Below are 26,374 nucleotides of genomic sequence, written 5' to 3'. Positions count from 1 at the left end.
GCTGGGCCAAAGGGTCAGGCTGCTTTGCGGGAGGAAGTCATCAGCTTCATGAGGCTTTCCTGGCTTGCTTCGTTCTTGTCCAGGACGCCGGTGATGGCGCCTTCGAAGATGGTGTAGATGCGGTCGGACAGGCCCAGGAGTTCTGGTAGCTCCGAGGAAATGACAATCACTCCCTTGCCCTGGTTCGCCAGCCTTTGGATGATGCCGTAAATCTCATACTTGGCGCCGACGTCAATGCCACGTGTGGGTTCATCCAGGATCAGGAGGTCCGGATCCGTGAACATCCACTTGGCCAGCACCACCTTTTGCTGGTTGCCGCCGGAGAGCTTGGCTACGCCTTCCTCAACCGATGGGGTCTTGGTCCGAAGCGACTTCCGGTATTCCTCCGCGACGCTGAACTCCTTCCGGTCGTCCACCACTGAGTAATTGCTGATGGCTCGAAGGTTGGCCGCAACGGTGGTCGTCTTGATGTCGTCCAGCAGGTTCAGCCCCAGCGATTTCCGGTCCTCGGTCACGTAGCCGAGTCCGGCGTCGATCGCGGCCCTGACGCTGCGCAGCTGGATCGGCTTGCCGTCCTTGTAGATCTGGCCTTTGATGAACCGGCCGTACGAATGGCCGAACACCGACCGAGCCAGTTCCGTGCGGCCGGCACCCATGAGGCCCGCAAAACCGACGATTTCGCCGCGACGTACAAAGAAGTTGGAGCCCTTGCAGATCAGGCGGTCCTGGATTTGGGGGTGACCCACGGTCCAGTCCTTGACCTCGAAGAAGACCTCTCCGATCTTCGGCTCGTGGTCCGGGAAGCGGGACTCGAGCGTCCGGCCGACCATGCCCTTGATGATGCGGTCCTCATCCACGCCGTCGCGCTTCACGTTCAGCGTTTCAATCGACTTGCCGTCGCGGATGATGGTGATCTCGTCCGCGATCTGTTCGATCTCGTTGAGCTTGTGGGAAATGATGATCGAGGTAATGCCGCGGCCCTTGAGACCAAGGATCAGGTCCAGCAGGTGCTGGGAGTCCGATTCGTTCAATGCTGCCGTGGGCTCATCCAGGATCAGGAGCTTCACGGACTTGTTGAGGGCCTTGGCGATTTCCACGAGCTGCTGCTTGCCGACGCCGATTTCCTTGATGGGGGTGTCCGGGTCTTCCCGAAGGCCTACTCGGGCAAGGAGTTCGAGGGAACGCTTACGGGCTTCTGCCCAGTCAATGACGCCCCATTTTGTGGGTTCGTTGCCCAGGAAGATGTTCTCCATGATGGACAGTTCCGGGATCAGCGCCAGTTCCTGGTGGATGATCACGATGCCTGCTGCTTCGCTGGCGCGGATGTCCTTGAACTGCTGCGTTTCGGCCTGGTACACGATGTCGCCGGTGTAGCTGCCGTAGGGGTAAACCCCGGACAGGACCTTCATCAGCGTGGATTTGCCTGCACCGTTCTCACCACAGATTGCGTGGATCTCGCCGGCCATTACGCGCAGGCTTACGTTCGACAAGGCTTTCACTCCAGGGAATTCCTTGGTGATGGAGCGCATCTCCAAAAGGATGGGCTCGCCTTGCGTGTCGAGGGTTGTCATCAGCCCTTACGCCTCCAATGCATGACTTCGTTGTCGGCCCCGCAAACGGCGGAGCTGTCTGATGAAAAAGTAAACTGGATCACCTATCTTGTCGTCAAGACTTGAACGCATGATCCAGCTAACGATTTCGTTACCTACCAGTAATGCCTGCGTGTTGGAACACCAATGCGGCTGCTCCGAGAGCCTCTGCGCGGGCACCGAGGGAGGACATCGCCAGGTGCGTCGTTTCGCCTACTACGGGCACCGCGTGCCGCACCAGGCCCCTGCGGATGGGGTCCAGGAGCAGGTCTCCCAGTCCCGCCAGCGGGCCGCCGACAACAATAACTTCGGGGTTGATCAGGTTGGAGACGTTGCCCAGTGCGCGCCCCACGGCCAGGCCGGCGTCGTCCACTACGCGCTGTGTTGCGGAGTCCCCGGCGAGGCAATTGCGCACGATGTCCTGGGGCGTCAGCAGTGTTTCCTGGCCGCGGCCCAGCAGCTCGATCATGGTGGTGGTGGACGCTATCGTTTCGAGGCAACCCCGGTTCCCGCAGCGGCACACGAGACCGTGTTCATGGATCGTCGCGTGGCCGATTTCCCCGGTGATGCCGACGTTGCCGTAGTAGGGGAATCCGTTGAGGATGAGGCCCGCACCGATGCCCGAGCCGATCTTGAGGAACATCAGGTTGGAGACGCCGCTGTGTGGTCCCCACGTTACTTCGGACAGGGCGCCGAGATTGGCGTCGTTATCAACGAAAACCGGACAATTCAGCGCTTCCTCCAGCCGGTGGAGGATGTCGATGCCCACCCATTCGGGAAGGATGGCGCCTTGCGCGACGGTACCGGATCTGCGGTCGATCGGGCCTGGAATACCGGCTCCGGCGCCCACTACGGCCGTCCGGTCGATGCCGTTTTCGCGGAGCAGTTTCTCCAGCAGCCGGACAGCTGCGGCGATGCCCTCTTCCGCCTGGTGCCCCAGGGGCAACTCGATGTAGTCCTCGGCAATCACGTGGTAGCCCAGGGAGGCCAGAACCACCCGCAGGTGGCGGCGTCCGAAGTCGATTCCGACGGCGACGGCCCCGTTGCTGTTCAACCTCACGTTGGTTGCGCGGCGGCCGGAGCTCGTGGTCGGTTCCGTCGACACCAGGCCTGCGTCCTGCATGATTTTGACGATGTTGGAGATGGTGGCAGTGGAGAGCCCGGTTTGCCGTGAAAGCTCAGCTTGCGTGGACGGTCCGCTCAGCAAGCACTCGATGATGCGCTGCTGATTGAGGTGGCGGAGCGCGGACTGCGAGCCGGGTTTTCTTGGGTGGCTCTTCGTTGAGCGCTGCGTAGCGGGCATGACAAGAAGATTGCCCCAGAAGATGCGTTGCAGTCAAGAAGTGAACACAGTGAGTCAACCTTCGCTTACATACTCCAACGCAAGGACACCCTGTACGTACCCCTTGTGAGGCCTGGTATGCGCCCTATCTACGACTTTTTGGGCGTAAAGCGGGCCCCGCAATGCGAGGCGGCGTGCGATGCGTCCCGTATCCGTGGCACACGGGTCCAATTGCCTCGACGCCGGCGTCCGTACGGAGCCTAGGCTGGAAGCAAGAAGATGTTCCATGCCTTTCACGGCGGGAATCAGGCGAAACCAAGGTGGTAACGATGCTGCTCTCAGTCCTGCAAGCCAACGCTTCCGTGATGGACGTTGACGCGAATCTGCGCACGATCAATGACGCGGCCCGCCGTGCCGCACAGGCAGGGGCCGGACTGCTCCTCACGCCGGAACTGTTTCCTGTGGGCTATGCGCCATTGCGCCTGCACGCCGAACTGGACCCCGCAACCCTCCCTGCGATCCGGGAACGCCTTGCCATGATTGCCCGCACCCACAGGATTGGCTTGGTCTACAGTCTCCCGGCGTTGGCACAGGCGCGGATTCAGGAGCAGTACGACGACGCCGCGCAGCCGCCTCACGCTGATAGCGCCAGGCACATCACGGCTACTTTGTTGGACGCGGCAGGCAACGAGGTCCTCAACTACGCCAAGGTCCACCTCTTCGGTCCAGAGGAGCACAAGGCGTTCGTCGGCGCCCAAGAACCGCCCGGCGTCGTGGATTTCAACGGAATCCGCACGTCGATGCTGATCTGCTACGACGTCGAGTTCCCTGAAACGGTGCGCGCCGCAGCCACCCGCGGGGCCGAACTCCTCCTGGTCCCAACGGCACTGTCAGCCGGATTCGACAATGTGCCACAAGTGCTCATCCGTGCGCGGGCCCTGGAGAGCCAGTTGAACGTGGCCTATGCCAACCACTCAGGGCATGAGGATGTCTACAACTTCCTCGGGGGCAGCGTGGTGGCCGGTCCTGACGGCTCGCTGCTCGCTGCCGCTGGGGAGGGCGCTGCCTTGTTGTTCGCCGAGGTCGGCACGGAAACAGTCAAAGCTGCCCGCGACGAAGTCCCATACTTGCGCGAGCGCAGGCCGGAACTGTACCGGGAGTGGGCGGACTAGGAGTCCATCTGCAGCAGTTGTAACGGCCTTCTCCAATTTAGGAGGCCCTTGACCAGGCTCCTTCCGTCGCCGAACGGAGGCAACAGGAATATGGAGTGCAGGAAGAACCACCAGTGAAACGCCTGGTCAGGCAACGCCGCAGCCAGCGGCACTCCTGCGACACACGCCGCCAGGGGACCGCCCAAGGCGATAAGTGCCGCCTGCCAGCCCACGAGGCTTCCCATGGGAACGACGGAGAAACGTAGCCAGCTGCCCGCAAAGATGACGTGGGTAATTCCCGGGGTCAGCTTGAGGCCGAGGACGTGGGAGCCCTCGTGAATGACAAAGCCCAAGAGCAGGCAGGAGGCATGGATCAACAACCAGAGAGCCGGTTGCAGGATCGCGGGAACTCCCGCAATGGCGCAGACTGCGCAGCCAGTGAAGCCGATGGCCAGCGCCACGCCAGGAACACGGATGGCCCACAGCAGGCTTTTCGCGGCCACCGTCACCTTGAGATCACCAATGGGAACAGCGCTGAGCTTCACCGCTACCGTGCTTGCAGCAGTTGCTTCTTGTGGAGCTTGAGCTTTTCAAGGACCACTGTGACCGCCAGACAGAACAAGAAGGCAACGCAGAAGATGACCGCAATGGGTGTGCCATCAGCGATCCCAATCTCAAGGGCTGTCGCGCCGCTGGGCTGATCATGGGCCTCGAAGAAGATGGCACCGAAAAGCCCAAACTTTCTGACGCCAACGTCCATGGTTGAAAACATGGCCATGATGAAGCCGGCGACCACCAGTGCCATGGTGATCACAAATGAGATTGAAACTGCGGTAATAATTCTAAGAAGCCACTTCATGGCGTTGAATCCTTTCCATTCTCCGCATGCCGAGGATGCTGTACATTACGACCAATATATTAAGAACTGAATAAACAACCGCGCTGACGACCGGTTTGAGATTGAACACGTTAAGACCAAGTGCAATTGTCAAAATGATGATGATAGCCAGTACTGCCCCGACCAGAACCGTGAACGGATTTCCCTTTTCAGGTGGGAATGCGATACCAATCAGCGTGGAGATGAGAATATTGCTGAGGCAGAATCCTGCTACAGGAAGGCATGCAGAGACTTCGATGCCTTGAGCAAGACTGACTGCAACCACTGGGATAGCGACTGTCACCCAGAGGATCAACTGCGAGCAGACGATACTCAGATAGTTTTTCCAGGCACTGAAACGCAGCGCAGACATGCGTCGTAATGGCTCGGAGTTGACGTAGGCGTACACGCCCTGGAATGTAATAAGTGCCAAGACGTAGGGTGGCAGAATAATATGCTGCAGCCATGCAAACAGGGCAAATGCAAAGACGAAGATGACGGCTACAAGAGTTTCGAAACTGCGGAACAACACCAGGGTGTAGGCCCCAAGCCTCCATGTGGCAATCCTCGAAGGGAGCACGACGATGAAGCGACGAAGGGGAACGTAGGCCCTGGGAGCAGCTGCCACGATGCCGGCCACAATTGCCGTGGATGCCGCTGCAAAGATCAGCACAGCAAGCCACAAACCGAAGTTCTTTTCCAGCATGGAGTACACCAGAAGTGGGGAAACGTAGTCCCGCCCCTCGATGAAGCTTTCGGCGATCACGGCAGTCTGCTCATTCGTGTACGGGAAAAGGACCGAGAGACCCAACGCCAGTATCATCGGCACCAACAGTCCACGCAATCGCGCCAACCTCATCACGATTAGGCCGCGTTCCAAAAGGTAATAGGCCACGCTGAGGAGCAGGTACATAGACGCTACGGGAAGCCAAATCGACACCACGATGTTCGTGATGAAGGCTGGGCCCTCAAGGAGCACTGTGGATATTGAGAATGCGCCGAAAACAAAAACTGTTATCACCGCCACCACCGATGCTTCGAACAGGGCGAAGGCCAACGTTCGTTCCTTATTCGTGGCAGGAAGGTTGAAGGACAATTTTAGAAGTTCATCCGCCTTCAAGAAGAGGACCCGTATCAGCGTGTAGGCAATCAGGACCCAAAAACCCACAGAAACATTCGCGATTGCCAGGACGGGTTCGAATAGATCGGTTCCCCCGAGATACTGCCGCATCACCGTGTAGCTGAGAACATTGAAGCCTGCAAAGCCGATAATCACTATGAATGCGCCCGTAATCCGCATCATTCTTGAGGCCAGGAGTCCACGTCCCAGGACCCGTCGGAGAATAAATGTCCAAAACAGCCGAAACAACAGGACAATACTCTCGAGCCGCATCTACTCGGCTCCCATCGACTGGATGTATTCAGATGCAAGAGCCGACAGATTGCCGTAGTCTCTGTTGACTGAATCCAGATCCCCTTGGAATACCAAGGCACCCTGGATGAGGACAGCAACGTCGTCGGCTACGTTCTCCAGAACGCCGAAGTCATGGCTGCACAACAGTACTGAACGCCCATCGTTGGCGAGATCCCGAACATCCTTTTCAAAGATTCCCACTGATTCGATGTCCACGCCGTTGAGCGTCTCATCAATGACAGTGAGGCGACGTTTCAGCATGAATGCCGCAATGAGCTGCAGCTTCTTCCGCATACCGTGGGAGTAATCTTCTATGAGGTCACGGTGACGACCACTCATCGAATACCGGGCAAAGTGATTTTCAAGGACCTCCAGGTCCAGCGGCTCGGCGTAGAGACCATGCATGAACCGGAGGTATTCCTCGCCGGTAAGGAACTCTGGCAGGTAATCGTTGCTGGATAGGTAGATTGAGGACACTTTGGCACTTCGGGTGGAGTTCAGTTGTCCGTCGATACGGATGCTGCCGCCCTGCGTCTGCAGAAGGTCGAGGATAACTTTTATGAGTGTTGATTTGCCTGATCCGTTGGGACCGATAAGGCCAAGGATTGTGTTCTCGGAAATGCTGAGCGAGACGTCATGCAGCACTTGCTTCTGAAGGGTGTACGCGTAATCGACGTGGTCGACAGTTAGAGGCATTGGGTTTCGGCTCCGTGCTCTGGCTGTGGTGGCATCCCGCGGAAATGCCACCACAGCGGTTATCTGAGGACTAGACGCATTCCACCCACACGGAAACGCCCCACTGGTTCCAGCTCCAGTTGCCGACAAACCGTCCGCGTCCGGAAGTCAGGCACCAGATCGCCATGGCACCCAGAATTGCGAATGCGAGAACCATGAGCACAGCGAGCAGGACGAGGAACCAACCGTCGTAACGGATGACCATGTCGTCGATCTTGCTCCTGATGGCGGCCACGGTGCCAGTGGCCTGTACTGCTGTTGTAGCGAACATATTTCCCCCTCGGAAATCATGATCATTTCGGCGCCGATGATTTTCGACGCCCACGAGGAGGCTAAGCACCATAAGCAGCCACCTAGTCGCTTTCAGGCCAAACTAGGTGCCGAAAAACGACAAAAATGAGTGGTAAAAACCGCTTGCACAGAAGAATTCGGTGGCATCTAGGTGGTGCCCGCCAGCTCCGTTGAGTCCACCAGCTCGTCCACGTACTGCAGCGCGAACCACAGCTCAGCCCGGACCTGTGCCTGGTTGAGGTCCATGTCCAGGAGTTCGCCCAGCACGCCTATCTGCCGGCGCACACTGTTCCGGTGCAGGCCGAGTAGTTTGGCGGAACCGTCCCAACTGCCGTTTTCGCTGAGCCATCCCCTGAGCACCGACAGCAGCGGATCCCGGCGGTCCGGTTCCAACGCCAGCACGGGCGCCAGAAGCCGCTCGGCCAGCATGGTCCCCGCTTCCCGCCCAAGGAGGCCGGTGACCGTCCACGTCACCTCGTCCACGCGTGCGCTCATGCCACTGGAGAGGACCCGGGACCGCAGGGAGCTTGCCCGCTGATAGGCCGCGGAGAGCCCGTGAAGTTCTGTCGGTTCGCCAATCACCAGGCGCCAGCCCAGTTTTTCGATATCGGCCAGCAGTGAATCATCGACCCGCAAACGGGTGATCGCCGCGAAACCGTACTCGGTGATCTCCACCAGCTTGGTGTCGAACAGACGCCGCCATTGGAGCACCTCGCGCACCGGACCGTCGTCGGCCGCCCCATCCACCCGTACTCCCTGGATGACCCGCATCTGCGCCGACCTGGTGGACGACAAGCTCTGTGCCAGCAGGTCCTTGAGGCCGTTGACGTGCTTGGTCCCGCCGGATACCAGCGACTCCGGGTGCAGCAGAACCGCCGTTGCGAGCTGGCTCGGTGCCAGGGACCCGCTGGTCCGTTGCCGCACCAACAGTTCCAGCAACCCCACCGCCGACTGCACCACGTTGTTCTGCGCTGGCGTCAGCGGCGCGTCCGAACCGAGGATCAGTGCGCCAAGGTTCGCGTCTTTGGTACTCCGCAGAGGGTGCCCGAACACCAGCGCCGATCCCGGTTGCTCAAAGCCGTCCATCTCCACGCGCGGTCCGCTGCCGGACAGCAGCCTCTCCAGCATCGGTGCCAGCAATGAATGCTCGACGCCGGAGCTGCCGCCGGCATTGTGCCCGCGGGCCCGGACCCGCCCGTCGGCCCCCACCAGCAGGGCCCACACGGGTACGCGCTGGACGAGGGCGGCCAACAGTTCGTGTTCCGGCCTGGGGGAGAGGACCGCGCGCATGAGCTGCCGGTTGGTCTCGGCCAGCTGCCGGAAAACACGGGCGTTGTCCGTCTCCAGGAGCTGCGAGAATTCAAGACCGATCGCCGCGAACGGCACAGACTCCGGTACTTCGAACAGCGTCAGGTCATGGGTGCGGCAGGCTTCTACCAGGGCCTCAGGTACGGCGTCGAAATAGGGCCTGATGCCGAACCCCAGTGCGGCAACCTTGGCGTCCACGAGCCGCCGGACGTAGGCGTCCACCTTCGCCGCCGTGCCGCCCTCCCCGAGGAAGGGCAGCCCGGCGGTGAGCAGGAATTCGCCTTCGGGCAGGTAGGGCGTGGGGTCTTCGAGCTCACTGGGTTCCACCCACCGCAGCAGCGAGCCGCCGCTGCCGCCGTCGTGAAGTATTTTCAACTCGGGCGGCAGCTGCTTGAGGAACTGGTCAAGCGTGACGAAGCTCAGGCGGGCGGTAGCGGGCTCAGGCGACATTGCCTTGCCCGGCGGCTGCCGGCTCCTGGTAGTCGGGGCACTGGTAGGCGGTAGTGGAGTAGGCGCGCGGTAGGCGCGGGGCGATCCTGTTGATGATTTCGTCACCGTGGCTGCCTATGGCGGCACCCCAGTCGTCGGCGCTAGCGGCCCCTGTGGAGGGGTCACCGAAAAGCACGGCAGTATCTCCCACGGCGATTCCGGACGCATCCGGCCCGAGGTCCACCATGAACTGGTCCATGCAGACTTTGCCGATCACGGGGACCCTGCGGCCGGCAATGTTCACTACTGAGCGGCCGCTGATGCCCTTGGGGATGCCGTCCGCGTAGCCGAGCGGGATGAGTCCCAGGTATCGGGGTTCGTAGGTGATGGCCTGGTGTTCGTAGCTGACCCCGGTGCCGGCAGGTACCTTCTTCACCATGACCAGCGGCGCGGTCACACTCAGCGCCGGGCGCAGGCCGAAGTCCGCCGGGTTGAGGTGGTCGGCCGGGGCGAGGCCGTAGATTGCCAGCCCTGCCCGGACCATGTCGAAGTGGAATTCGGGGCGGTCCAGGATGTTGGCGGAGCTGGATACGTGCCTCAGTTCGGGGGTCAGTCCGGCCTCACGGGCTTCACGGACGGCGTCCTCGAACTCGGCCACGGCGGCGGCATTGCCGGGGTGCGCGGGGACGTCGGCCCAGGCCAGATGCGTCCACAGGCCTCGAACGCGCAGTGTCCCGTCCAGTTCGGCTTGCCGCGCCCGGGCCACGAGTTCGGCCCAGTCTTCCTTTCGCGCCCCGCCGCGGCTCAGGCCGCTGTCCAGTTCCAGATGCACGACGGCGGGACGGCCAAGGCGTGCCGCGATGCCTGCCAGCACCTCCAGTTGACCGACGCTCCCGAGGGACACATCGATGTCGTTTTCCAACGCCTCAAGGATGGTGGCGCTTGTCTGGGATGCCAGATAGAGCCAGGAAAGGATGGGCAAGGTGATGCCGGCTTTGCGGAGGGCGATGGCTTCGGTGAGCTGGGCGGTTCCCAGCCAATCGGCCCCGGATTCCGCCGCTGTAAGGGCAACTTCCACCAGGCCATGCCCGTAAGCGTTGCCTTTCACCACGGCCATGAAGAACGGCGCGTCGGTGCGCTTCTTCAAGGCCTTGACGTTGTCTGAAATGGCGGACAGATCAACGGTGACCTGCCCGGAGAGGGCCTCGGGGGCGGCCGCTTGATAGTGTGCATTACGTCTCATGGTTGAACACTATAGGTCATTTTGCACCGTGGTGAGAGGTGGCTCACATGCCAGTCTTGTGGAGGGGAAATCGAAACTACTTGGAAGGGACGTCAAGGGTGACTGTGCCTGTGAACACCGAAAATCCAGCGGCGGTGGGCGCTGCGAGGCCGAGCCTCGGAGCCCAGCTGCTGCGCCGAAAGCCCATTGGGCAGATGGTCAGCGAGTCCGGCAGCGGCGAAGGCGGCACTCCGCTGGTCCGCAGCTTCGGCGTGCTGCAGCTGACCATGATCAGCGTTGGTGCCACGCTCGGCACCGGCATCCTGGTCATTCTCGGCGAATCCGTGCCGTTGGCAGGACCGGCCATTTGGATCTCCTTTGTCATCGCTGGCCTTGCCGCGCTTCTCTCCGCTGTTTCGTACGCCGAGATGGCAGGCCTCGTGCCGGTCGCAGGGTCAAGCTACTCGTACTCCTACGCCACCATGGGCGAGGGCATGGCATGGATCTGTGGCTGGTGCCTGGTGCTGGAGTATGCCGTCTCCGTGGCTGCGGTTGCCGTCGGCGCCGGACAGTACGTCAACGAGACCCTGGCCGCCTTTGGGCAAGTCCTTCCGGACGCGTTGTCCCAGCCTCCCGGGGATGGCGGGCTGGTCAACGTACCCGCCGTGGTGATCGTGGTCTTCGCCATGATCCTGTTGGTCCGGGGCGCCCGCGAGAGTGCGTGGATCAACACCGCGATCGTCGTCATCAAGGTGGGCATCCTGATCTTCTTCTGCGCAGTGGCCTTCACCGCTTTCAATGCCGGCAACTTCGAACCCCTGTTGCCCATGGGCGCCGCGGGAGTTTCAGCCGCCGCTTCCAGCGTCTTCTTCTCCTACATCGGCTTTGACGCCGCCTCCACGGCAGGCGAAGAGGCCAGGAACCCCAAGCGCGACCTCCCCAGGGCCATCATGCTGTCCATGGTGATCGTCACCAGCATCTACGTCCTGGTATCAGTGGCGGCCATCGGTGCCCGCCCCTGGGGATGGTTCGACGGTACAGAAGCGGCGTTGGTCCAGATCCTCCACGAGATCACCGGACAGCCCTGGATCGCCCTCGTTTTCTCCATTGGCGCCGTACTCGCCATTGCCAGCATCGTCCTGACAGTCCTCTACGGCCAGACCCGCATCATGCTGTCCATGTCCCGCGATGGCATGGTGCCCAAAATCTTCGGCCGCGTCTCACCCCGAACCGGCACTCCGGTGGCAGGAACGCTCATCATCGGCACCGCCGTCGCCCTCACTGCGGGACTTGTCCCGCTGGGCGCCCTCGCGGACGCCACCAGCATCGGCACGCTGTTTGCCTTTGCCCTGGTCAACGTTGCCGTGATCTACCTGCGCCGCAACCGCCCGGACCTTGAGCGCAGCTTCCGCGTTCCGCTGTACCCGGTCACGCCGATCCTGGGCGCCCTGATGTGTGCCTACCTGATGCTCAACCTGGGGGCCGATACCTGGATCACCTTCGGTGTGTGGATGCTGGTGGGCATCGCCGTCTACTTCGGCTACGGACGCCGGAACTCCAAGGTAGCCGCACTCAGCGAGCAGGACTACCGTGAAATGACCACCAGGGCCAAGAGCCCGGAACCTGTGAAAGCAGCAAACCAATGACCATCGCCACCGAACTTCCTCTCGTCGACGAAAGCGCGGACGCCGCCGGAGCCCCCATCACCATGCTGAACCCGGACTTCCCTTTCAGCTACGACCACTACCTGGCACACCCGGACGGGCTTGGCGCCGTGCCGGAGGATATGTACGGCACCGAAGTCGCCGTCATCGGTGCAGGGCTCTCCGGACTCGTGACCGCCTACGAACTCATGAAGCTTGGCCTCAAGCCCGTCATTTACGAGGCCGACCAGATCGGCGGCCGGCTCCGGACCGCCAGCTTCCCCTCCGCGCCCGGAGTGGTGGCCGACCTCGGTGGCATGCGCTTCCCTGTTTCCGGCAAAGCCTTCTACCACTACGTGGACCTTCTGGGGCTGGACACCAACGACTTCCCCAACCCCATGGCGCCGGCAACCTCCAGCACCGTGATCGAACTCGCGGGCAAGAAGCACTACGCCACCACAGCGGATGAGCTGCCCGAATTCTTCCGCGAAGTCGCTGACGCCTGGAAGGCCGCGATCAACGACGGCGCCGCCTTCGCTCAGATGCAGGAAGCCATCAAGGCACGCGACACCAAGCGGATCAAGGAACTGTGGAACGCGCTTCTTCCCGAGCTTGATGAGCAGACCTTCTACGGCTTCATCGCCGCCAGCAAGTCCTTCAAGGAAGCAGGCTTCGCCCACCGTGAGGCTTTCGGCCAGGTTGGTTTCGGCACGGGCGGTTGGGACACCGACTTCCCCAACTCCATCCTCGAAATCCTCCGCGTCGTGTACACCGACGCCGACGACCAGCACCGTTCCATTGCGGGAGGAGCGCAAAGGCTCCCGGAGGCACTGTGGAACCACGCGCCGTCGGGCCTTAAGCACTGGCCGGAAGGAACGTCCCTGGCCTCCCTGCACTCAGGTTCGCCGCGCGGGGCAGTGGACAACATCCGCCGCGCAGAGAACGGCGACCTCGTGGTGCGGGAAAACTGGGGGCGCGAAGCCAGCTACCAAGCTGTGGTGACGACGTGCCAGTCATGGCTGCTCTCCACCCGCATCCACACCGAAGAAGCTCTGTTCCCCGCTGAAATGTGGACGGCGATCGAACGCTCCCACTACATGCAGTCGTCCAAGACCTTCGTGATGGTGGACCGGCCGTTCTGGAAGGACATCGACCCGGAGACCGGGCGCGAAGTTCTGTCCATGACCCTCACCGACCGCCTCAACCGGGCAACATACCTGCTCGACGACGGCCCGGACAAGCCCGCCGTCATCCTCCTGTCCTACACCTGGAACGACGACGCACTGAAGTGGCTCGCACTCACCGCGGAGGAGCGCGTCAAGCTGATGCTCCACTCACTGGAGCAGATCTACCCGGGCGTCGACATCGCGAGCCACATCGTGGGGCAGCCGATCACCGTGTCCTGGGAAGCGGACCCCAACTTCATGGGGGCCTTCAAAGCCAACCTGCCGGGACACTACCGGTACCAGCAGCGGCTGTTCACGCACTTCAAGCAGGACAAGCTGCCGGAAAGCCAGCGCGGGATCTTCCTCGCCGGCGACGACGTGTCCTTCACCGCCGGCTGGGCCGAGGGCGCCGTGACCACGGGCCTGAACGCAGTCTGGGGCGTGGTGAACCACCTGGGTGGCTCGTCCGCCGCCGGAAACCCGGGCCCTGGCGATCTCCTCGACGAGCTCGGCCCGATTTCCCTGGACTGATCTCCCCTTATACGTTGCGAGGCCCGCTCTGCGCCCCAAACCATCAGGTTAGGACGCAGAGCGGGCCTCGCATTCGTCCTTAAGCGTGCATTTCCCGGTGCGCCGCGGCGAGTTCCTTATAGTGGGCGGCGTTGTGCTTGACGCCCTCGAACTCTTCGTCGGTCAGCTCGCGCCGGACCTTCGCAGGTACTCCTGCCACCAGTGAGCGTGGGGGAATCACCGTACCTTCCAGAACAACGGCACCGGCAGCAATGAGGGAGCCCGATCCGATCACCGCGCCGTTGAGGATGGTGGCGCTCATGCCGATGAGGCAGTCGTCCTCCACAGTGCAACCGTGGACCACTGCGCTGTGCCCGACGGAAACGCGCTCGCCGACGGTGCACGGGAAGCCGGGGTCGGCGTGGAGCACCACGTTGTCCTGCAGGTTGGACCCTGCGCCCACGCTGATCGCGGCTGTGTCGGCTCGAACGGAGACACCGTAGAAGGCGCTGGAGTCCGCGGCCAAGGTGGCCTTGCCAATGATGGATGCGGTGGGTGCCACGAAGGCGGTTTCATGGATGGCCGGTGTGTCCCCGGCGAAAGTGTAAGAGGGAGCCATGGCCCCAGCCTATTCCCATGCAGGTCGCAGATCAGGCCGTTCCCAGCACTGGGAACGACCTGATCTGCTACTCAGTTTGGGTGCAGGTCATTGGGCGCGGGCGTGCGGAGGACCAGGAATTGGTAATGCTGCTCCCAGTTTCCCGCGCCGGGGCCGGACTCCACGCCGACCCCCTCAGGCCAGGTATGGAAGTGCTCAACCGTGCCGTGTTCCCCAAAAAGCCGACGCACGGTGTCATCAGAGCGGCGACTGAAGAAACGCCGGGGCTCTTCAAGGTCCTCCGGGTTCAGGACCTCGCAATCGTCACCGGACCAGAGTCCGACGGCGATCGGCGCACCGGGCGCGGTGACCCGCACGAGTTCGCGGACGACGTCGTGAATCCGGCTGTTGGGGACGTGCAGGAGGGTGCTCATGGTCCACGCCGCTTGGAAAGCAGAATCCGCGAACGGCAGGTCCCGCCCGCTCGCCACCGAGACGTCGAGTCCCATGGAGCGGGCCAGGTGGATGCTTTCCGATGACAGGTCAACGCCGGCGTAGTGCATCCCTGCGCGGACGAACTCAACGCCTTCAACACCGGTGCCACAGCCGAGCTCCAGCAAGGAACGTCGATGTTCGGACTTGAGCAGCCGGATGAACCACTGGCGGCACTCAACCCGGCGGGGAGTCAGTGATCGGGTGTTTCGTGCGGCGGCATGGCGGTCGTAATAGACGGCGATGTCGGGCTCGGGATCGGGAAGGCCCTGCATCTTCCCAGCTTAGGAGTGGTGTTAGTTGAACACCACGGTCCGGGTGCCGTCCAGCAGCACGCGGTGTTCGGCGTGCCACTGCACTGCCTGGACCAACGTGCGGCCCTCCACGTCGCGGCCCATCTGGACGAACTGGGCAGCCGTGCGGGCATGGTCCACGCGGATGACTTCCTGTTCGATGATGGGCCCCTCGTCCAGGTCCGCGGTCACATAATGTGCCGTGGCGCCGATGATCTTCACGCCGCGGGCGTGCGCCTGGTGGTACGGCTTGGCGCCCTTGAAGGAGGGGAGGAACGAGTGGTGGATGTTGATGGCCTTGCCATTCAACTCCGTGCAGAGATCGTTGGAGAGGACCTGCATGTACCGGGCCAGGACGGTCAGTTCGACGTCGTGTTCGGCGATGAGTTTCAGCAGCTGGGCCTCAGCCTGCGGCTTGGTTTCCGCTGTTACCGGGATGTGGTGGAACGGGATGCCGTAGAAATCGGCCAGTTCCTCAAGGTCGCGGTGGTTGGAGACGATGGCCGGAACCTCGATGGGCAGGGTTCCCGTGCGCTGCTGGAAGAGCAGGTCGTTGAGGCAGTGAGCATCCTTGGAACACAGGATGATGGTGCGCACCTTCCGGCCAACAGGGTTAATCTGCCACGTCATGCCGAAGGTTTCGGCCACAGGCTGCAAGGCAGCGGTCAGTTCCGCCTGGGTGCTCGACGTCGTTGCCTCCACGCGCATGAAGAAGTTGCCGGTGGTGGGGCTTCCGTATTGTTGCGAATCGGCGATATTGCACCCCGCACCAAGGAGTGCGCCGGCAACGGCGTGGACGATGCCGGGACGGTCGGGGCAGGAGAGGGTCACAACAAAAGCGGAGTCAGTCACACGATCAAGCCTACCCGTGCTGCCTTGTTGTACTGTTAACGGGTCGCAACTGGCGTTGGGTGGACTACCACCAGGGAGCGGCAATCACGAAGACCACGGATCGTACGCCTGGGCCGAGGGTCATGTCTTACCGTTGCACGCACGTGACCGAAGCCTCCTGTCATCAAGGGGACGCGGGAATGCTGCTGCCGGTAGCCTGACCTGTAGCACCACCCGTTCCCTAGCCAGGAGATCTCCGTGACTACCACCACTTCAGCGTCTGTCAGCAACCAGACGCTCGCCGAACTCGATCCCGAGATTGCAGCAGTCCTCGACCAGGAGCTTGGCCGCCAGCGCGGCACCCTGGAAATGATTGCTTCCGAAAACTTCGCCCCCCGTGCAGTGATGGAAGCCCAAGGCTCTGTCCTGACCAACAAGTACGCCGAGGGTTACCCGGGCCGCCGCTACTACGGCGGCTGTGAATACGTCGACGTCGCTGAGCAGCTCGCCATCGACCGCGTCAAGGAACTCTTCGGCGCCGAATACGCCAACGTCCAGCCCCACTCCGGTGCCCAGGCAAACGCTGCAGCGTTGTCGGCCATGATCACTCCCGGTGACAAGATCCTCGGCCTGTCACTGGCCCACGGTGGACACCTGACCCACGGCATGAAGCTCAACTTCTCCGGCAAGCTCTACGAGGTTGCTGCCTACCAGGTCGAAGAAGACAACTTCCGCATCGACATGGACAAGCTCCGCGAGCAGGCCATTGCCGAGAAGCCGCAGGTCATCATCGCCGGCTGGTCCGCGTACCCGCGCCACCTCGACTTCGCAGCTTTCCGTTCCATCGCCGATGAAGTTGGCGCACTCCTGTGGACGGACATGGCGCACTTCGCAGGCCTTGTTGCAGCAGGACTGCACCCGAGCCCGGTGCCGCACTCCGACGTCGTCACCTCCACGGTCCACAAGACCCTGGCAGGTCCGCGGTCCGGCGTGATCCTGGGCAAGCAGGAGTGGGCCAAGAAGCTCAACTCCAGCGTCTTCCCGGGCCAGCAGGGCGGTCCGCTCATGCACGTCATCGCAGCCAAGGCCGTTGCCTTCAAGATCGCCGGAGGCGAAGAATTCAAGGAACGCCAGGAGCGCGTCCTTGAGGGCGCCAAGATCATCGCCGACCGCCTCAACCAGTCCGACGTCGCCGAAGCCGGCGTCTCGGTCCTCACCGGCGGCACGGACGTTCACCTGGTCCTGGTTGACCTGCGCAACTCGCAGCTGGACGGCCAGCAGGCCGAAGACCTCCTTCACTCCGTGGGCATCACCGTGAACCGCAACAGTGTTCCGTTCGACCCCCGCCCGCCGATGGTCACCTCCGGCCTCCGCATCGGTACGCCTGCCCTGGCTACCCGCGGATTCGGTGCCACCGAGTTCACCGAGGTTGCCGAGATCATCGCCACCACGCTGAAGGCGGGCTCCGCCGCCGACGTCGAGTCCCTCCAGGCACGCGTCGACAAACTGGCCGCTGACTTCCCGCTGTACCCGCAGCACGAGCAGTGGTAACCAGCGCTTCCCGCGACAACAAGCGCTGAACACGCATCACCCCGGCACTGAACCGGAGCCAACGGGATCCGCCGCCACATTTCGGCGGCGGGTCCCGTTGGCATGAGCCTCCCATAGGTCACCCACCAGAAAGAGCAGATGGAATGACACAGTCCACCGCACAGATCCTTGACGGCAAGGCCACAGCCGCAGCCATCAAGGCAGAACTGACCACTCGCGTTTCCGTCCTGGCCGCCAAGGGAATTGTCCCCGGCCTGGGCACCATCCTGGTGGGCTCCGACCCCGGCAGCACCTGGTACGTCGGCGGCAAGCACAAGGACTGCGCCGAGGTTGGCATCCAGTCCATCCGCCGCGACCTCCCCGAGGACATCTCCCAGGAAGATCTCCTGAAGGTTGTCCAGGAACTCAACGAGAACCCTGAGTGCACCGGCTACATCGTCCAGCTCCCGCTGCCCAAGCACATCGACCAGGACGTGATTCTCGAGGCCATGGATCCGGAGAAGGACGCCGACGGCCTGCACCCCATGAACCTTGGCCGCCTGGTGGCCAACGTGAACGGCGAAATGAAGTCGCCGCTGCCCTGCACGCCCAAGGGCTGTGTGGAGCTGCTCCGCCGCCACGACATTGACCTCAAAGGCAAGCGGGTCCTGGTTGTTGGCCGCGGCGTGACCATCGGTCGTCCCATCGGTCTCCTGCTGACCCGCAAGGAAGTCAACGCCACGGTGATCCTGGCCCACACCGGAACCGTGGACCTGCCCGCGGAACTCAAGCAGGCCGACGTCGTGATTGCCGCTGCCGGCGTGCCGCACATGATCAAGGCCGAAGACCTCAAGCCCGGCGCAATCGTGCTCGACGTCGGCGTCAGCCGCGTGGACGACGGCAACGGCAAGGCTGTCGTCACCGGAGACGTGGACCCGGCAGCTGCCGACGTCGCCGCCTGGCTGTCCCCGAACCCGGGCGGCGTAGGTCCGATGACCCGCGCCATGCTCCTCGCGAACGTCGTGGAAAGCGCCGAACGCCAAGCGGGCATCGCCTAGGTCCCCGCGAGCTGGCCCGGTTCCCATTACGGGGCGGAGCTGCCGAGGATGCGGTGCGCCCGGCACCCTCGGCAGCTAACCCCCGAAACGGGCGCCTACTCCCCACGGAGTAGGCGCCCTGCTCCGTTAACCCGACGACGCCACACAACAACCACGGCTAGGCTCTGTGTATGCAGCCCCGTTCCCCTGAGCCCAGGCGCCATCCGGGCCCACTGCCGTACGCGGGGCCACGCCGTTTCGCTGGTCCGCCCACCAGCTTCATCGTCATCACAGTGGCGGTGATCCAGATTGTGGGGACGCTGTTTTCCGCAGGCCACCAGGATGCGCCGCGGCCCCTGGACCTGCCTGCGATCCTGCTGCTCTTGGCCGGTCCGGCCGGGCTGGCGTTCCGTAAACGTGAGCCGCGCGTAATGCTCCCGGTCGCACTTGTCGCCACCGGAGCCTACCTGGCGTTGGGTTACGCCTGGGGGCCCATCGTCTTGTCCTTGGCTATCGCCGTCATCATGACGGCGGCAGCAGGCCTTCGCTGGCAGGCGTGGACTGGTGCGGGGATCGCCGCTGCGGCCGTCATTGCGGTGGCAGCCCTGACCGGCGACGAAAACTGGCCGGTGCGTGCTTCAGCGGGCGTGGCGTGGGCGGCCATCCTGGTGCTGATCGGGCAGGGGATCCGGCGCCGGAGCGAACGGTTCGCCGAGTACCGGCGTCGCCGCGAGTCGGCCGAGAAAGCTGAGCGCGATGAGTACCGGCTCACGCTGGCCAGGGACATCCACGACGTCGTGGCGCACTCCCTTTCCATGATCAACGTCCAGGCATCCGTTGCGTTGCACGTAGGCGCCGATGATCCGGAGAAACTCAGGCCCGCCCTTGAAGCCATCAAGGCCGCCAGCAAGGAATCACTCACGGAAGTCCGTCAACTGCTGGGGGTGTTGCGCGAGGACGTCCCGCTGGCCCCGGCCGCGCGGCCCACGCTGGCCCGGATCCCTGAACTGGTGAAGAACGCGGAGGTGGGAGGTTTGAGGGTGACCCTGCAGGACAAGGCCAACCATCAATTAGTCGGGGAAGCCCGGCAGGAAGCTGCCTACCGGATCATCCAGGAAGCCCTGACCAACGTCGGCAGGCACTCAGGCGCCCAAACCGCCGTCGTGCGTGTGGTCGAAGCCGCCGGGGCGCTGACGGTGACCATTGACGACGACGGCGCGGGCATGGGTGTGTCCCGCCCGGGCAACGGTCTGACGGGGATGCGGGAGAGGGCGGCCGCTTTAGGCGGGACGCTCACCCTGCACGAACTGGAACCCGGCCTCCGGGTCGAAGCAAGCCTGCCCCTTGAACCGGAAGGAAACCACCCGTGATCCGCATCCTCCTTGCCGACGACCAAACGCTCATCCGGGCCGGTTTCAGGGCACTCCTGGACGCCGAACCGGACATGGAAGTGGTAGGTGAAGCCGGGACCGGTCGCGACGCAGTCCGCCTGGCGGTCCAGGAGAAGCCCGATGTCATCCTCATGGACATCCGTATGCCCGACGAGGACGGGCTGGCAGCCACGCGCAGAATCCTGGGCAACGCAAACCTGGCCGGAACGCGGATCATCATCCTCACCACCTTCGAGCTCGACGAGTACATTTCCGAAGCCGTCCGCGCCGGAGCAGCCGGCTTCCTGGTCAAGGACACCGAGCCGACTGAACTCATCCGTGCCGTCAGGGTGGTCCACGACGGCGACGCGCTGCTTTCGCCGTCGGTGACCCGGCGCATCATGGCGCAGTTGGCGTCGCAGAGCCGTGCTGCAACGAAAGCGATCCCCCTGGAGCAGGTAACCGAGCGCGAACGCGAAGTCCTGGCGCTGGTGGGCGAGGGGCTGAACAACGCCGAGATCGCCGAACGCCTGTTCATCACTCCGTTGACCGCCAAGACCCACGTATCCCGCATCATGACCAAGCTGATGGTCCGCGACCGCTCCCAGCTGGTGGTCCTGGCCTACGAATCCGGGCTTGTGAAGCCCGGCTGGAGCAGCTGACCCCCTCCCCGCGGAGTAGGCGGCCGCACCAAGGTGACTCCCGACGTCGGACGCGTCACCTGCCGCCCGCGGGCAGACTCAAACCAGAGCCGAAAGACGGTTCCCGCCGGAATCGGCGGAGAGAGTTTGGATCACCGACATGTTCACAGCATTGACGTCAATCGTTGGCGAAACCACACCGGGAGGATTGTTGGCGCAGGCGCCAGCCATGGTTGCCGCGCACGGTCCTTGGGGAGACGGAGTTGTGTGGCCGTTCTTCCTGTTGTTCCCGCTGTTCTGGATTCTGGTCATCGGACTGTTCATCTTCATTGGCCGTCGTACCTGGCGCAGGAATCACTATTGGGCGGCGACCCAAGGAGCCGAGGGCGTGCTCCGCGAACGGTATGCGCGTGGGGAGATCGACGAGACCGAGTTCCGGCAGCGACTGGAGGTACTGCGCTCGCAGCCGTCGTCCTGACGGGTCCTGGGCAATGCCGGTTTGCGGAGAGGCTATATCCAGAAATTTGCGGAATACATCTTTCACATATTCCCTGGCGCTACTAGTCTGCTGAGGGTGCACAATGAAGCAATCCGCTCCACGACACCGTCAGCAACGCCAACGTCAACGCCAACACAGTCAGAGCCAACGTCAACGCCAACACAGTCAGAATCGTCGCAAACCAGCTTCGACATGAACCGACCCACCGTCATCAGCGCCCGGAGCCTCACCAAGGCCTACGGTGACCTCACCGCCGTCGACAACATCTCCTTCGACGTACCGGCGGGGGAGTCCTTCGGCCTGCTGGGCCCCAACGGTGCCGGCAAGTCCACCACCATGAAAATGATCGGTGGCGTCTCCCAGCGCACGTCGGGTTCGCTGAGCATCATGGGCCTGGACCCCGAAACCCACGGCCCCGAGGTCCGCGCGCACCTGGGCGTGGTCCCGCAGCAGGACAACCTGGACGAAGAGCTCAGGGTCCGCGAGAACCTGATCGTCTATGGCCGCTATTTCGGCCTGCCGTTGCGGTACCTGCGCCCGAAAGCTGACGAGCTCCTGGAATTCGCGCAACTGACAGACAAAGCCAATTCCAAGGTGGACGCTCTCTCGGGTGGCATGAAACGGCGGCTCACCATCGCCCGCTCGCTCATCAACGAACCCCGCATACTGCTTCTGGACGAACCCACCACCGGCCTGGATCCGCAGGCCCGCCACATCCTCTGGGACCGCCTGTTCCGGCTCAAGGAAAGCGGAGTGACCCTCATCCTGACCACGCATTACATGGACGAGGCGGAGCAACTCTGTGACCGTTTGATCGTGGTGGACAAGGGCAGGATCATGGCCGAGGGATCCCCGGCTTCGCTGATCCGCGAGCACTCGTCGCGCGAAGTACTGGAGCTCAGGTTCGGTTCCGAGCGGAACGCAACCATCGGCGTCGAACTCGAAGGCATCGGTGAGCGGCTGGAGACCCTGCCGGACCGAGTACTAATCTATGCGCACGACGGCGAGTCCGCGCTGGAGCAGGTGACCGCGCGCGGGCTGCGGCCCATGACCTCGCTTGTCCGACGCTCCTCGCTGGAGGACGTGTTCCTGCGGCTCACCGGCAGGAGCCTCGTTGACTGACAAGCCAATCACGACGCCGGAGCCCTCGTTGCGGGCCCACTCACCTGAGGTTTCGGCCGCCAGGGCGCGCCGCTGGGGCTCCTTCTACTACGCGGAGCAAGTCCTCCGGGTGATGCGCAACTACGGCTGGTCCGTGGTCCTGTACAGCGTGGGTCAGCCGGTGGCGTACCTGTTCGCCATGGGAGTTGGCCTGGCCACCTTGGTGGACGCCAACAGCGGGTCGGCGTTCGGCGGCGTCAGCTATCTGGAGTTCGTAGCGCCGGCGTTGTTGGTGTCCGCGGCAGTGATGACGGCGTCGGGCGAGTTCTCGTACCCCATCATGGACGGCTTCAAATGGCGCCGGGTGTTCTACGGTCCGCACGCCTCGCCGTTGATTCCGCAGCAGATCGCCAGTGGGCACATCATGGCCAGCTCCCTGAGGTTCCTGTTGCAATCGGTGGTCTACTTCGCCGTAGTGGCCATGTTTGGGGCATCGCCGAGCCCATGGGGTTGGGTCTCTGCTCTGGTGGCTACTGTCGCGGCCCTGAGCTTTGGCCTGCCCCTGATGGCGTACGCAGCAAGCATTACCCAGGACAAAGGGCAGTTCGCGTTGGTGCAGCGGTTCATCGTGATGCCGCTGTTCCTGTTCTCCGGGACGTTCTTCCCCCTGGATACGCTGCCGCTGGCTGTCCGGTGGATCGGCTGGATTTCGCCGGTCTGGCATGGAACCGAGCTGGGCCGGGTGTTCACGTACGGAATGGACGAGCCCCCGCTGCTGACCATCATCCACGTCGTGTTCCTGGTGGCGGCCGCCGTTGTGGGATGGGTGCTGGTGCGCCGGCAGTTCGTGAAAAGGATGGGTTCATGAGTGTCCTCACAGGTGGCCACAGCGCCACTGACCTTGCCCGGGAACGCAAATTCGGCTCCCTCTACTCCCGCAACGCCAGGGCTGTTGTGGGCCGTGGACTGATGGCGGCCAAGAGCAGTACCTGGCTGGTCCTGGTGTCCGGTTTCTTCGAGCCCGTGCTGTTCCTGCTGGCCATGGGCGTGGGCATGGGCTCCATAGTGGGAACTGTCCAGGGTCCTGGTGGCCTGGAAATCAGTTACGCGGCGTACATCGCCCCGGCACTCCTGGCAGTCTCGGCCATGAACGGTGCCATCTACGACTCCACCTGGAATGTCTTCTTCAAGATGAACTTCGCCAGGCTCTACCAAGGGATGCTCTACACCTCGCTGGGGCCGCTGGATGTCGCCATTGGCGAGATCTTCCTGGCGTTGTTGCGGGGACTACTGTATGCCACCGGGTTCACGGCCGTCATGGGCGTGATGGGTCTGCTCACCAGCTGGTGGGCCATCCTGGTCATTCCGGCGTCGGTGTTGATCGCGTTCGGCTTCGCCAGCTTCGGCATGGGCATCACCAGCTTCATGAAGACGTTCCAGCAAATGGACTGGATCAACTTCTTCCTGCTGCCCATGTTCCTGTTCAGCGCAACGTTCTACCCGCTCAGCGTGTACCCGCAGCCGATCCAGTGGTTCATCCAAGCCATGCCGCTGTGGCACGGGGTAGAGCTCCTGCGGCAGATCAGCGTGGGCTCCTTCGGTCCGGCCACGGCCATCCATGTGGGCTACTACGTCGTGATGATCGCCCTCGGCATCATGCTGACCACCGGAAGGCTGCGCCAGCTGTTCCTCAAGTGAGGAAGCCAGCGGGGTTCATTACCGGTGTTCGCCGCCCGGATTCACCACCGGTGTTCGCCGTCCGGATTCACCACCGGTGTTCGCCGTCCGTGGAAGCGGGCACGGGCACCTTTGCGGGTTTGAGAGAATGGGCTCATGCAATCTCTCGGTGACCCGCACCCGTCCACGTCCCCTGCCGGTAAAGGCCTGTTCAAGGGCTTCCGCATCGGCGGCCTGGGGATGACAGTTGTCATTATTGCCTTCCTGGTGGCCGTCATCTTCGCGGCCAACCAGAACGATGTCGTGGGCTGGGTAGTAGCCGTGGTGGCTTTCGGCTGGCTGGCCCTTGCCACCTTCGTCGTGTTGAGCATCCGCAGGGCTGCGCAGAGGGCCGGGGCGAAACTGAGCGAAGCGCAGGCTGCCTTCAACTCCGCAACCGGCCGCGCGCCGTCGTCGAACGCTGCAGACAACGGCGGCACCCGGGTGGTGGCCGAACGGAGCCAAGCGGACGAGGTTCGTGACCTCAAGCTGGACCACTCCTTCAAGATCGTCCAGGTCCAGGTGCGCGTGGTTGACGAGGAACGTTCAAAGGGCGCTGCCGCTGACCAGGACACCATCAACCGTGCGCTGGAAACCATCGCCATTACGGCCACTAACGCCAGGGATATGATCAAGTCTTCCGGCGGCTCGGACGAGCCCGTTGCCGGCACCATCATCGACTAGAGTAGAGCGGGTGAGTACGGCATTGAAGAAGGACTTCCTTCGCATCGCATCAGTCAACGTCAATGGCCTGCGGGCTGCCTACAAGAACGGCATGGCGGAATGGTTGGAGCCCCGCGAGGTCGACATTCTCTGCCTGCAGGAAGTCCGCGCCCCTGACGACATCGTCCGGAAGCTGATCGGCGAAGGCTGGCACATCCTCCACACTGAAGCCGAAGCCAAGGGCCGTGCCGGCGTTGCCATCGCATCGCGCGAGGAACCCACGGCCACCCGGATCGGCATCGGCGATTCCTACTTCGATACTTCCGGGCGTTGGGTAGAAGCAGATTTCAACGTCAAGAACAGTGCAGGGGAGACCACTACGCTCTCCGTAGTCAGCGCCTACGTGCACTCCGGCGAAGTGGGAACTCCGAAGCAGGACGACAAATTCCGCTTCCTGGACGCCATGATCACCCGACTTCCCGAGCTCGCCAAGCACAGCGACCACGCCCTGGTGGTAGGCGACCTCAACGTCGGACACACCGAACTCGACATCAAAAACTGGAAGGGCAACGTCAAGCGTGCCGGCTTCCTCCCGGAGGAGCGCGCGTACTTTGACCGCTTCCTCGGCGAAGAAATCGGATGGAGGGATGTCCACAGGGGCCTGGCAGGAAATGTCGCCGGCCCCTACACCTGGTGGTCCCAGCGCGGTAAGGCCTTTGACACAGACACTGGCTGGCGCATCGACTACCACCTGGCTACGCCGGACCTTGCCGCAGCTGCTTTCTCCGCTGTGGTGGACCGGGCGCCTTCGTGGGACACCCGCTTCTCCGACCACGCACCGCTGGTAGTCGACTACCGGCTCTGAGCTCCCTAAGGTATTTCTCCATGACAAGTTCCACCACGACTGAAACCGATCCTGCGGCCGCCACGTCCACCAAATTGGCAGTTGGCGCCAAGCACCGTGTCCTGTCCGGCATGCAGCCCTCCGCGGATTCACTGCACCTGGGCAACTACCTCGGCGCCTTGGTCAACTGGGTCCGCATGCAGGACGAGTACGACGCCGTCTTCTTCATCCCGGACCTGCACGCCATCACTGTGCCCCAGGATCCCGCGGAACTCGCGCGGCGCACCCGGGTTACTGCCGCGCAGTACATTGCCGGTGGCGTGGATGTGGACAAATGCACCTTGTTCGTCCAGTCACAGGTCCCTGAGCATGCCCAGTTGGCGTGGGTCCTGAACTGCATCACGGGCATGGGCGAAGCCGCACGCATGACCCAGTTCAAGGACAAAGCCCAGAAGCAGGGATCGGACCACGCCAGCGTCGGGCTGTTCACCTACCCCATCCTGCAGGCAGCAGATATCCTTCTGTACCAGCCGCATGGCGTGCCGGTGGGCGAAGACCAGCGCCAGCACGTGGAACTCAGCCGCGATCTCGCCAACCGTTTCAACAGCCGGTTCGGGGAGACGTTCCAGGTGCCCGAGGCCTTCATCCAGAAGGAATCGGCCAAGATCTACGATCTCCAGAACCCCACGGCCAAGATGTCCAAGTCCGCGGAATCGCCGGCGGGACTCATCAACCTGCTGGACGATCCCAAGACCGTGGCCAAGCGCATCAAGTCTGCCGTTACGGACACCGAAACCGAGATCCGCTATGACCGCGAGAACAAGCCAGGCGTTTCCAACCTGCTGACAATCTACTCGGCCATCAGCGGTACACCGGTGGAGAAGATCGTGGCTGACTACCAGGGCAAAATGTACGGCCACCTGAAGGTGGACCTGGCGGAACTGGTGTCCGGGCACCTCGCCCCCATCCGTGAACGCGCCAACGAGCTCCTGGCCGACCCCGCAGAACTGGACCGGCTCCTGGCACACGGTGCGGACAAGGCCCGGGAAATCGCCTCAGCCACTCTTGCCGACGTCTACTCCAAGGTTGGCTTCCTGCCGTACCGCGGGGATGCCAACCGCGGCGAGCAAGGAGCCCGCTAA

Annotated in this window: 26 protein-coding genes and 1 riboswitch; of the genes, 14 read left to right on the top strand and 12 right to left on the bottom strand. The window is 62.8% G+C overall.

Annotation, left to right across the window (positions count from 1 at the left end):
- Positions 1-14 precede the first annotated feature (14 nt).
- Complete coding sequence (mmsA, locus tag IEY62_RS06675) at positions 15-1,571, bottom strand: multiple monosaccharide ABC transporter ATP-binding protein (RefSeq protein WP_189015197.1); 1,557 nt, start codon at positions 1,569-1,571, stop codon at positions 15-17.
- A 130-nt stretch (positions 1,572-1,701) separates the two neighbouring features.
- The gene (locus IEY62_RS06670; protein WP_018777228.1) at positions 1,702-2,892 is read right to left on the bottom strand and encodes an ROK family transcriptional regulator; all 1,191 of its coding nucleotides are present in this window, start codon (positions 2,890-2,892) and stop codon (positions 1,702-1,704) included.
- Between the two features lie 308 nt (positions 2,893-3,200).
- Between IEY62_RS06670 and IEY62_RS06665 the strand changes: the two genes are divergently transcribed.
- Positions 3,201-4,043: a nitrilase-related carbon-nitrogen hydrolase gene (locus IEY62_RS06665; protein WP_189015195.1), complete on the top strand. Its 843-nt coding sequence runs from the start codon at positions 3,201-3,203 to the stop codon at positions 4,041-4,043.
- Here IEY62_RS06665 and IEY62_RS06660 read toward each other — a convergent pair.
- The 7 genes from IEY62_RS06660 to alr form a co-directional block, all read right to left on the bottom strand.
- Entirely contained in the window at positions 4,040-4,567 is a 528-nt protein-coding gene (locus IEY62_RS06660) for a hypothetical protein (RefSeq protein WP_189015193.1), read from the bottom strand. The two genes, IEY62_RS06665 and IEY62_RS06660, sit on opposite strands and share 4 nt — an antisense overlap.
- A 2-nt stretch (positions 4,568-4,569) precedes the next feature.
- Positions 4,570-4,881, bottom strand: a complete 312-nt coding sequence (locus tag IEY62_RS06655) for a hypothetical protein (RefSeq protein ID WP_189015191.1) — start codon at positions 4,879-4,881, stop codon at positions 4,570-4,572.
- A complete protein-coding gene (locus IEY62_RS06650) occupies positions 4,865-6,202 on the bottom strand; it encodes a hypothetical protein (RefSeq protein ID WP_189015189.1) in 1,338 nt (445 codons plus the stop codon). Before IEY62_RS06650 ends, IEY62_RS06655 begins: the two co-directional genes overlap by 17 nt.
- A 90-nt stretch (positions 6,203-6,292) precedes the next feature.
- Complete coding sequence (locus IEY62_RS06645) at positions 6,293-7,009, bottom strand: ATP-binding cassette domain-containing protein (protein WP_189015187.1); 717 nt, start codon at positions 7,007-7,009, stop codon at positions 6,293-6,295.
- 70 nt (positions 7,010-7,079) lie between these two features.
- A complete protein-coding gene (locus IEY62_RS06640) occupies positions 7,080-7,319 on the bottom strand; it encodes a hypothetical protein (protein WP_189015185.1) in 240 nt (79 codons plus the stop codon).
- Between the two features lie 167 nt (positions 7,320-7,486).
- A complete protein-coding gene (locus IEY62_RS06635) occupies positions 7,487-9,097 on the bottom strand; it encodes a PucR family transcriptional regulator (RefSeq protein ID WP_189015183.1) in 1,611 nt (536 codons plus the stop codon).
- Complete coding sequence (gene alr, locus IEY62_RS06630; RefSeq protein WP_189015181.1) at positions 9,087-10,319, bottom strand: alanine racemase; 1,233 nt, start codon at positions 10,317-10,319, stop codon at positions 9,087-9,089. The genes IEY62_RS06635 and alr overlap by 11 nt, the downstream gene beginning before the upstream one ends.
- Positions 10,320-10,429: 110 nt before the next feature.
- Between alr and IEY62_RS06625 the strand changes: the two genes are divergently transcribed.
- Both IEY62_RS06625 and IEY62_RS06620 read left to right on the top strand, forming a co-directional pair.
- On the top strand, positions 10,430-11,944 hold the full coding sequence (locus IEY62_RS06625; protein WP_229785104.1) for an amino acid permease: 1,515 nt from the start codon (positions 10,430-10,432) through the stop codon (positions 11,942-11,944).
- The gene (locus IEY62_RS06620; RefSeq protein WP_189015177.1) at positions 11,941-13,638 is read left to right on the top strand and encodes a flavin monoamine oxidase family protein; all 1,698 of its coding nucleotides are present in this window, start codon (positions 11,941-11,943) and stop codon (positions 13,636-13,638) included. The genes IEY62_RS06625 and IEY62_RS06620 overlap by 4 nt, the downstream gene beginning before the upstream one ends.
- A 79-nt stretch (positions 13,639-13,717) precedes the next feature.
- Here IEY62_RS06620 and IEY62_RS06615 read toward each other — a convergent pair whose 3' ends face one another.
- The 3 genes from IEY62_RS06615 to purU all read right to left on the bottom strand — a co-directional run bounded on the left by IEY62_RS06615 (position 13,718) and on the right by purU (position 15,852).
- Entirely contained in the window at positions 13,718-14,236 is a 519-nt protein-coding gene (locus IEY62_RS06615; protein WP_189015175.1) for a gamma carbonic anhydrase family protein, read from the bottom strand.
- A gap of 71 nt (positions 14,237-14,307) precedes the next feature.
- Entirely contained in the window at positions 14,308-14,982 is a 675-nt protein-coding gene (locus tag IEY62_RS06610; protein ID WP_189015173.1) for a class I SAM-dependent methyltransferase, read from the bottom strand.
- Positions 14,983-15,003: 21 nt separating this feature from the next.
- Positions 15,004-15,852 (bottom strand): formyltetrahydrofolate deformylase, encoded by an 849-nt coding sequence (gene purU / locus IEY62_RS06605; protein WP_189015172.1) that lies wholly within the window; start codon positions 15,850-15,852, stop codon positions 15,004-15,006.
- A 35-nt stretch (positions 15,853-15,887) separates the two neighbouring features.
- A riboswitch (ZMP/ZTP riboswitch) is annotated at positions 15,888-15,973 on the top strand.
- Between the two features lie 116 nt (positions 15,974-16,089).
- Here purU and glyA point away from each other — a divergent pair.
- From glyA to trpS, 11 genes are all read left to right on the top strand, one after another.
- Complete coding sequence (gene glyA / locus IEY62_RS06600) at positions 16,090-17,382, top strand: serine hydroxymethyltransferase (RefSeq protein WP_229785103.1); 1,293 nt, start codon at positions 16,090-16,092, stop codon at positions 17,380-17,382.
- A gap of 143 nt (positions 17,383-17,525) precedes the next feature.
- A complete protein-coding gene (locus tag IEY62_RS06595; RefSeq protein WP_189015171.1) occupies positions 17,526-18,419 on the top strand; it encodes a bifunctional methylenetetrahydrofolate dehydrogenase/methenyltetrahydrofolate cyclohydrolase in 894 nt (297 codons plus the stop codon).
- Positions 18,420-18,589: 170 nt separating this feature from the next.
- On the top strand, positions 18,590-19,768 hold the full coding sequence (locus tag IEY62_RS06590) for a sensor histidine kinase (RefSeq protein ID WP_189015170.1): 1,179 nt from the start codon (positions 18,590-18,592) through the stop codon (positions 19,766-19,768).
- Positions 19,765-20,430, top strand: a complete 666-nt coding sequence (locus IEY62_RS06585; protein WP_189015169.1) for a response regulator transcription factor — start codon at positions 19,765-19,767, stop codon at positions 20,428-20,430. Before IEY62_RS06590 ends, IEY62_RS06585 begins: the two co-directional genes overlap by 4 nt.
- A gap of 139 nt (positions 20,431-20,569) precedes the next feature.
- A complete protein-coding gene (locus tag IEY62_RS06580; protein ID WP_229785102.1) occupies positions 20,570-20,887 on the top strand; it encodes an SHOCT domain-containing protein in 318 nt (105 codons plus the stop codon).
- A gap of 213 nt (positions 20,888-21,100) precedes the next feature.
- Positions 21,101-22,030: an ABC transporter ATP-binding protein gene (locus IEY62_RS06575; RefSeq protein ID WP_189015168.1), complete on the top strand. Its 930-nt coding sequence runs from the start codon at positions 21,101-21,103 to the stop codon at positions 22,028-22,030.
- Positions 22,023-22,877, top strand: a complete 855-nt coding sequence (locus tag IEY62_RS06570) for an ABC transporter permease (RefSeq protein WP_189015167.1) — start codon at positions 22,023-22,025, stop codon at positions 22,875-22,877. Before IEY62_RS06575 ends, IEY62_RS06570 begins: the two co-directional genes overlap by 8 nt.
- The gene (locus IEY62_RS06565; protein ID WP_189015166.1) at positions 22,874-23,707 is read left to right on the top strand and encodes an ABC transporter permease; all 834 of its coding nucleotides are present in this window, start codon (positions 22,874-22,876) and stop codon (positions 23,705-23,707) included. The genes IEY62_RS06570 and IEY62_RS06565 overlap by 4 nt, the downstream gene beginning before the upstream one ends.
- A 135-nt stretch (positions 23,708-23,842) precedes the next feature.
- Positions 23,843-24,409 (top strand): hypothetical protein, encoded by a 567-nt coding sequence (locus IEY62_RS06560; RefSeq protein WP_189015165.1) that lies wholly within the window; start codon positions 23,843-23,845, stop codon positions 24,407-24,409.
- Positions 24,410-24,419: 10 nt separating this feature from the next.
- Positions 24,420-25,253: an exodeoxyribonuclease III gene (locus tag IEY62_RS06555; RefSeq protein ID WP_189015162.1), complete on the top strand. Its 834-nt coding sequence runs from the start codon at positions 24,420-24,422 to the stop codon at positions 25,251-25,253.
- Positions 25,254-25,273: 20 nt separating this feature from the next.
- Complete coding sequence (trpS, locus tag IEY62_RS06550; RefSeq protein WP_189015160.1) at positions 25,274-26,374, top strand: tryptophan--tRNA ligase; 1,101 nt, start codon at positions 25,274-25,276, stop codon at positions 26,372-26,374.

Source organism: Paenarthrobacter histidinolovorans, assembly GCF_014647595.1.
In the GTDB taxonomy this organism is placed as follows: domain Bacteria; phylum Actinomycetota; class Actinomycetes; order Actinomycetales; family Micrococcaceae; genus Arthrobacter; species Arthrobacter histidinolovorans.
This window is presented reverse-complemented; position numbering and strand designations above follow the sequence as displayed.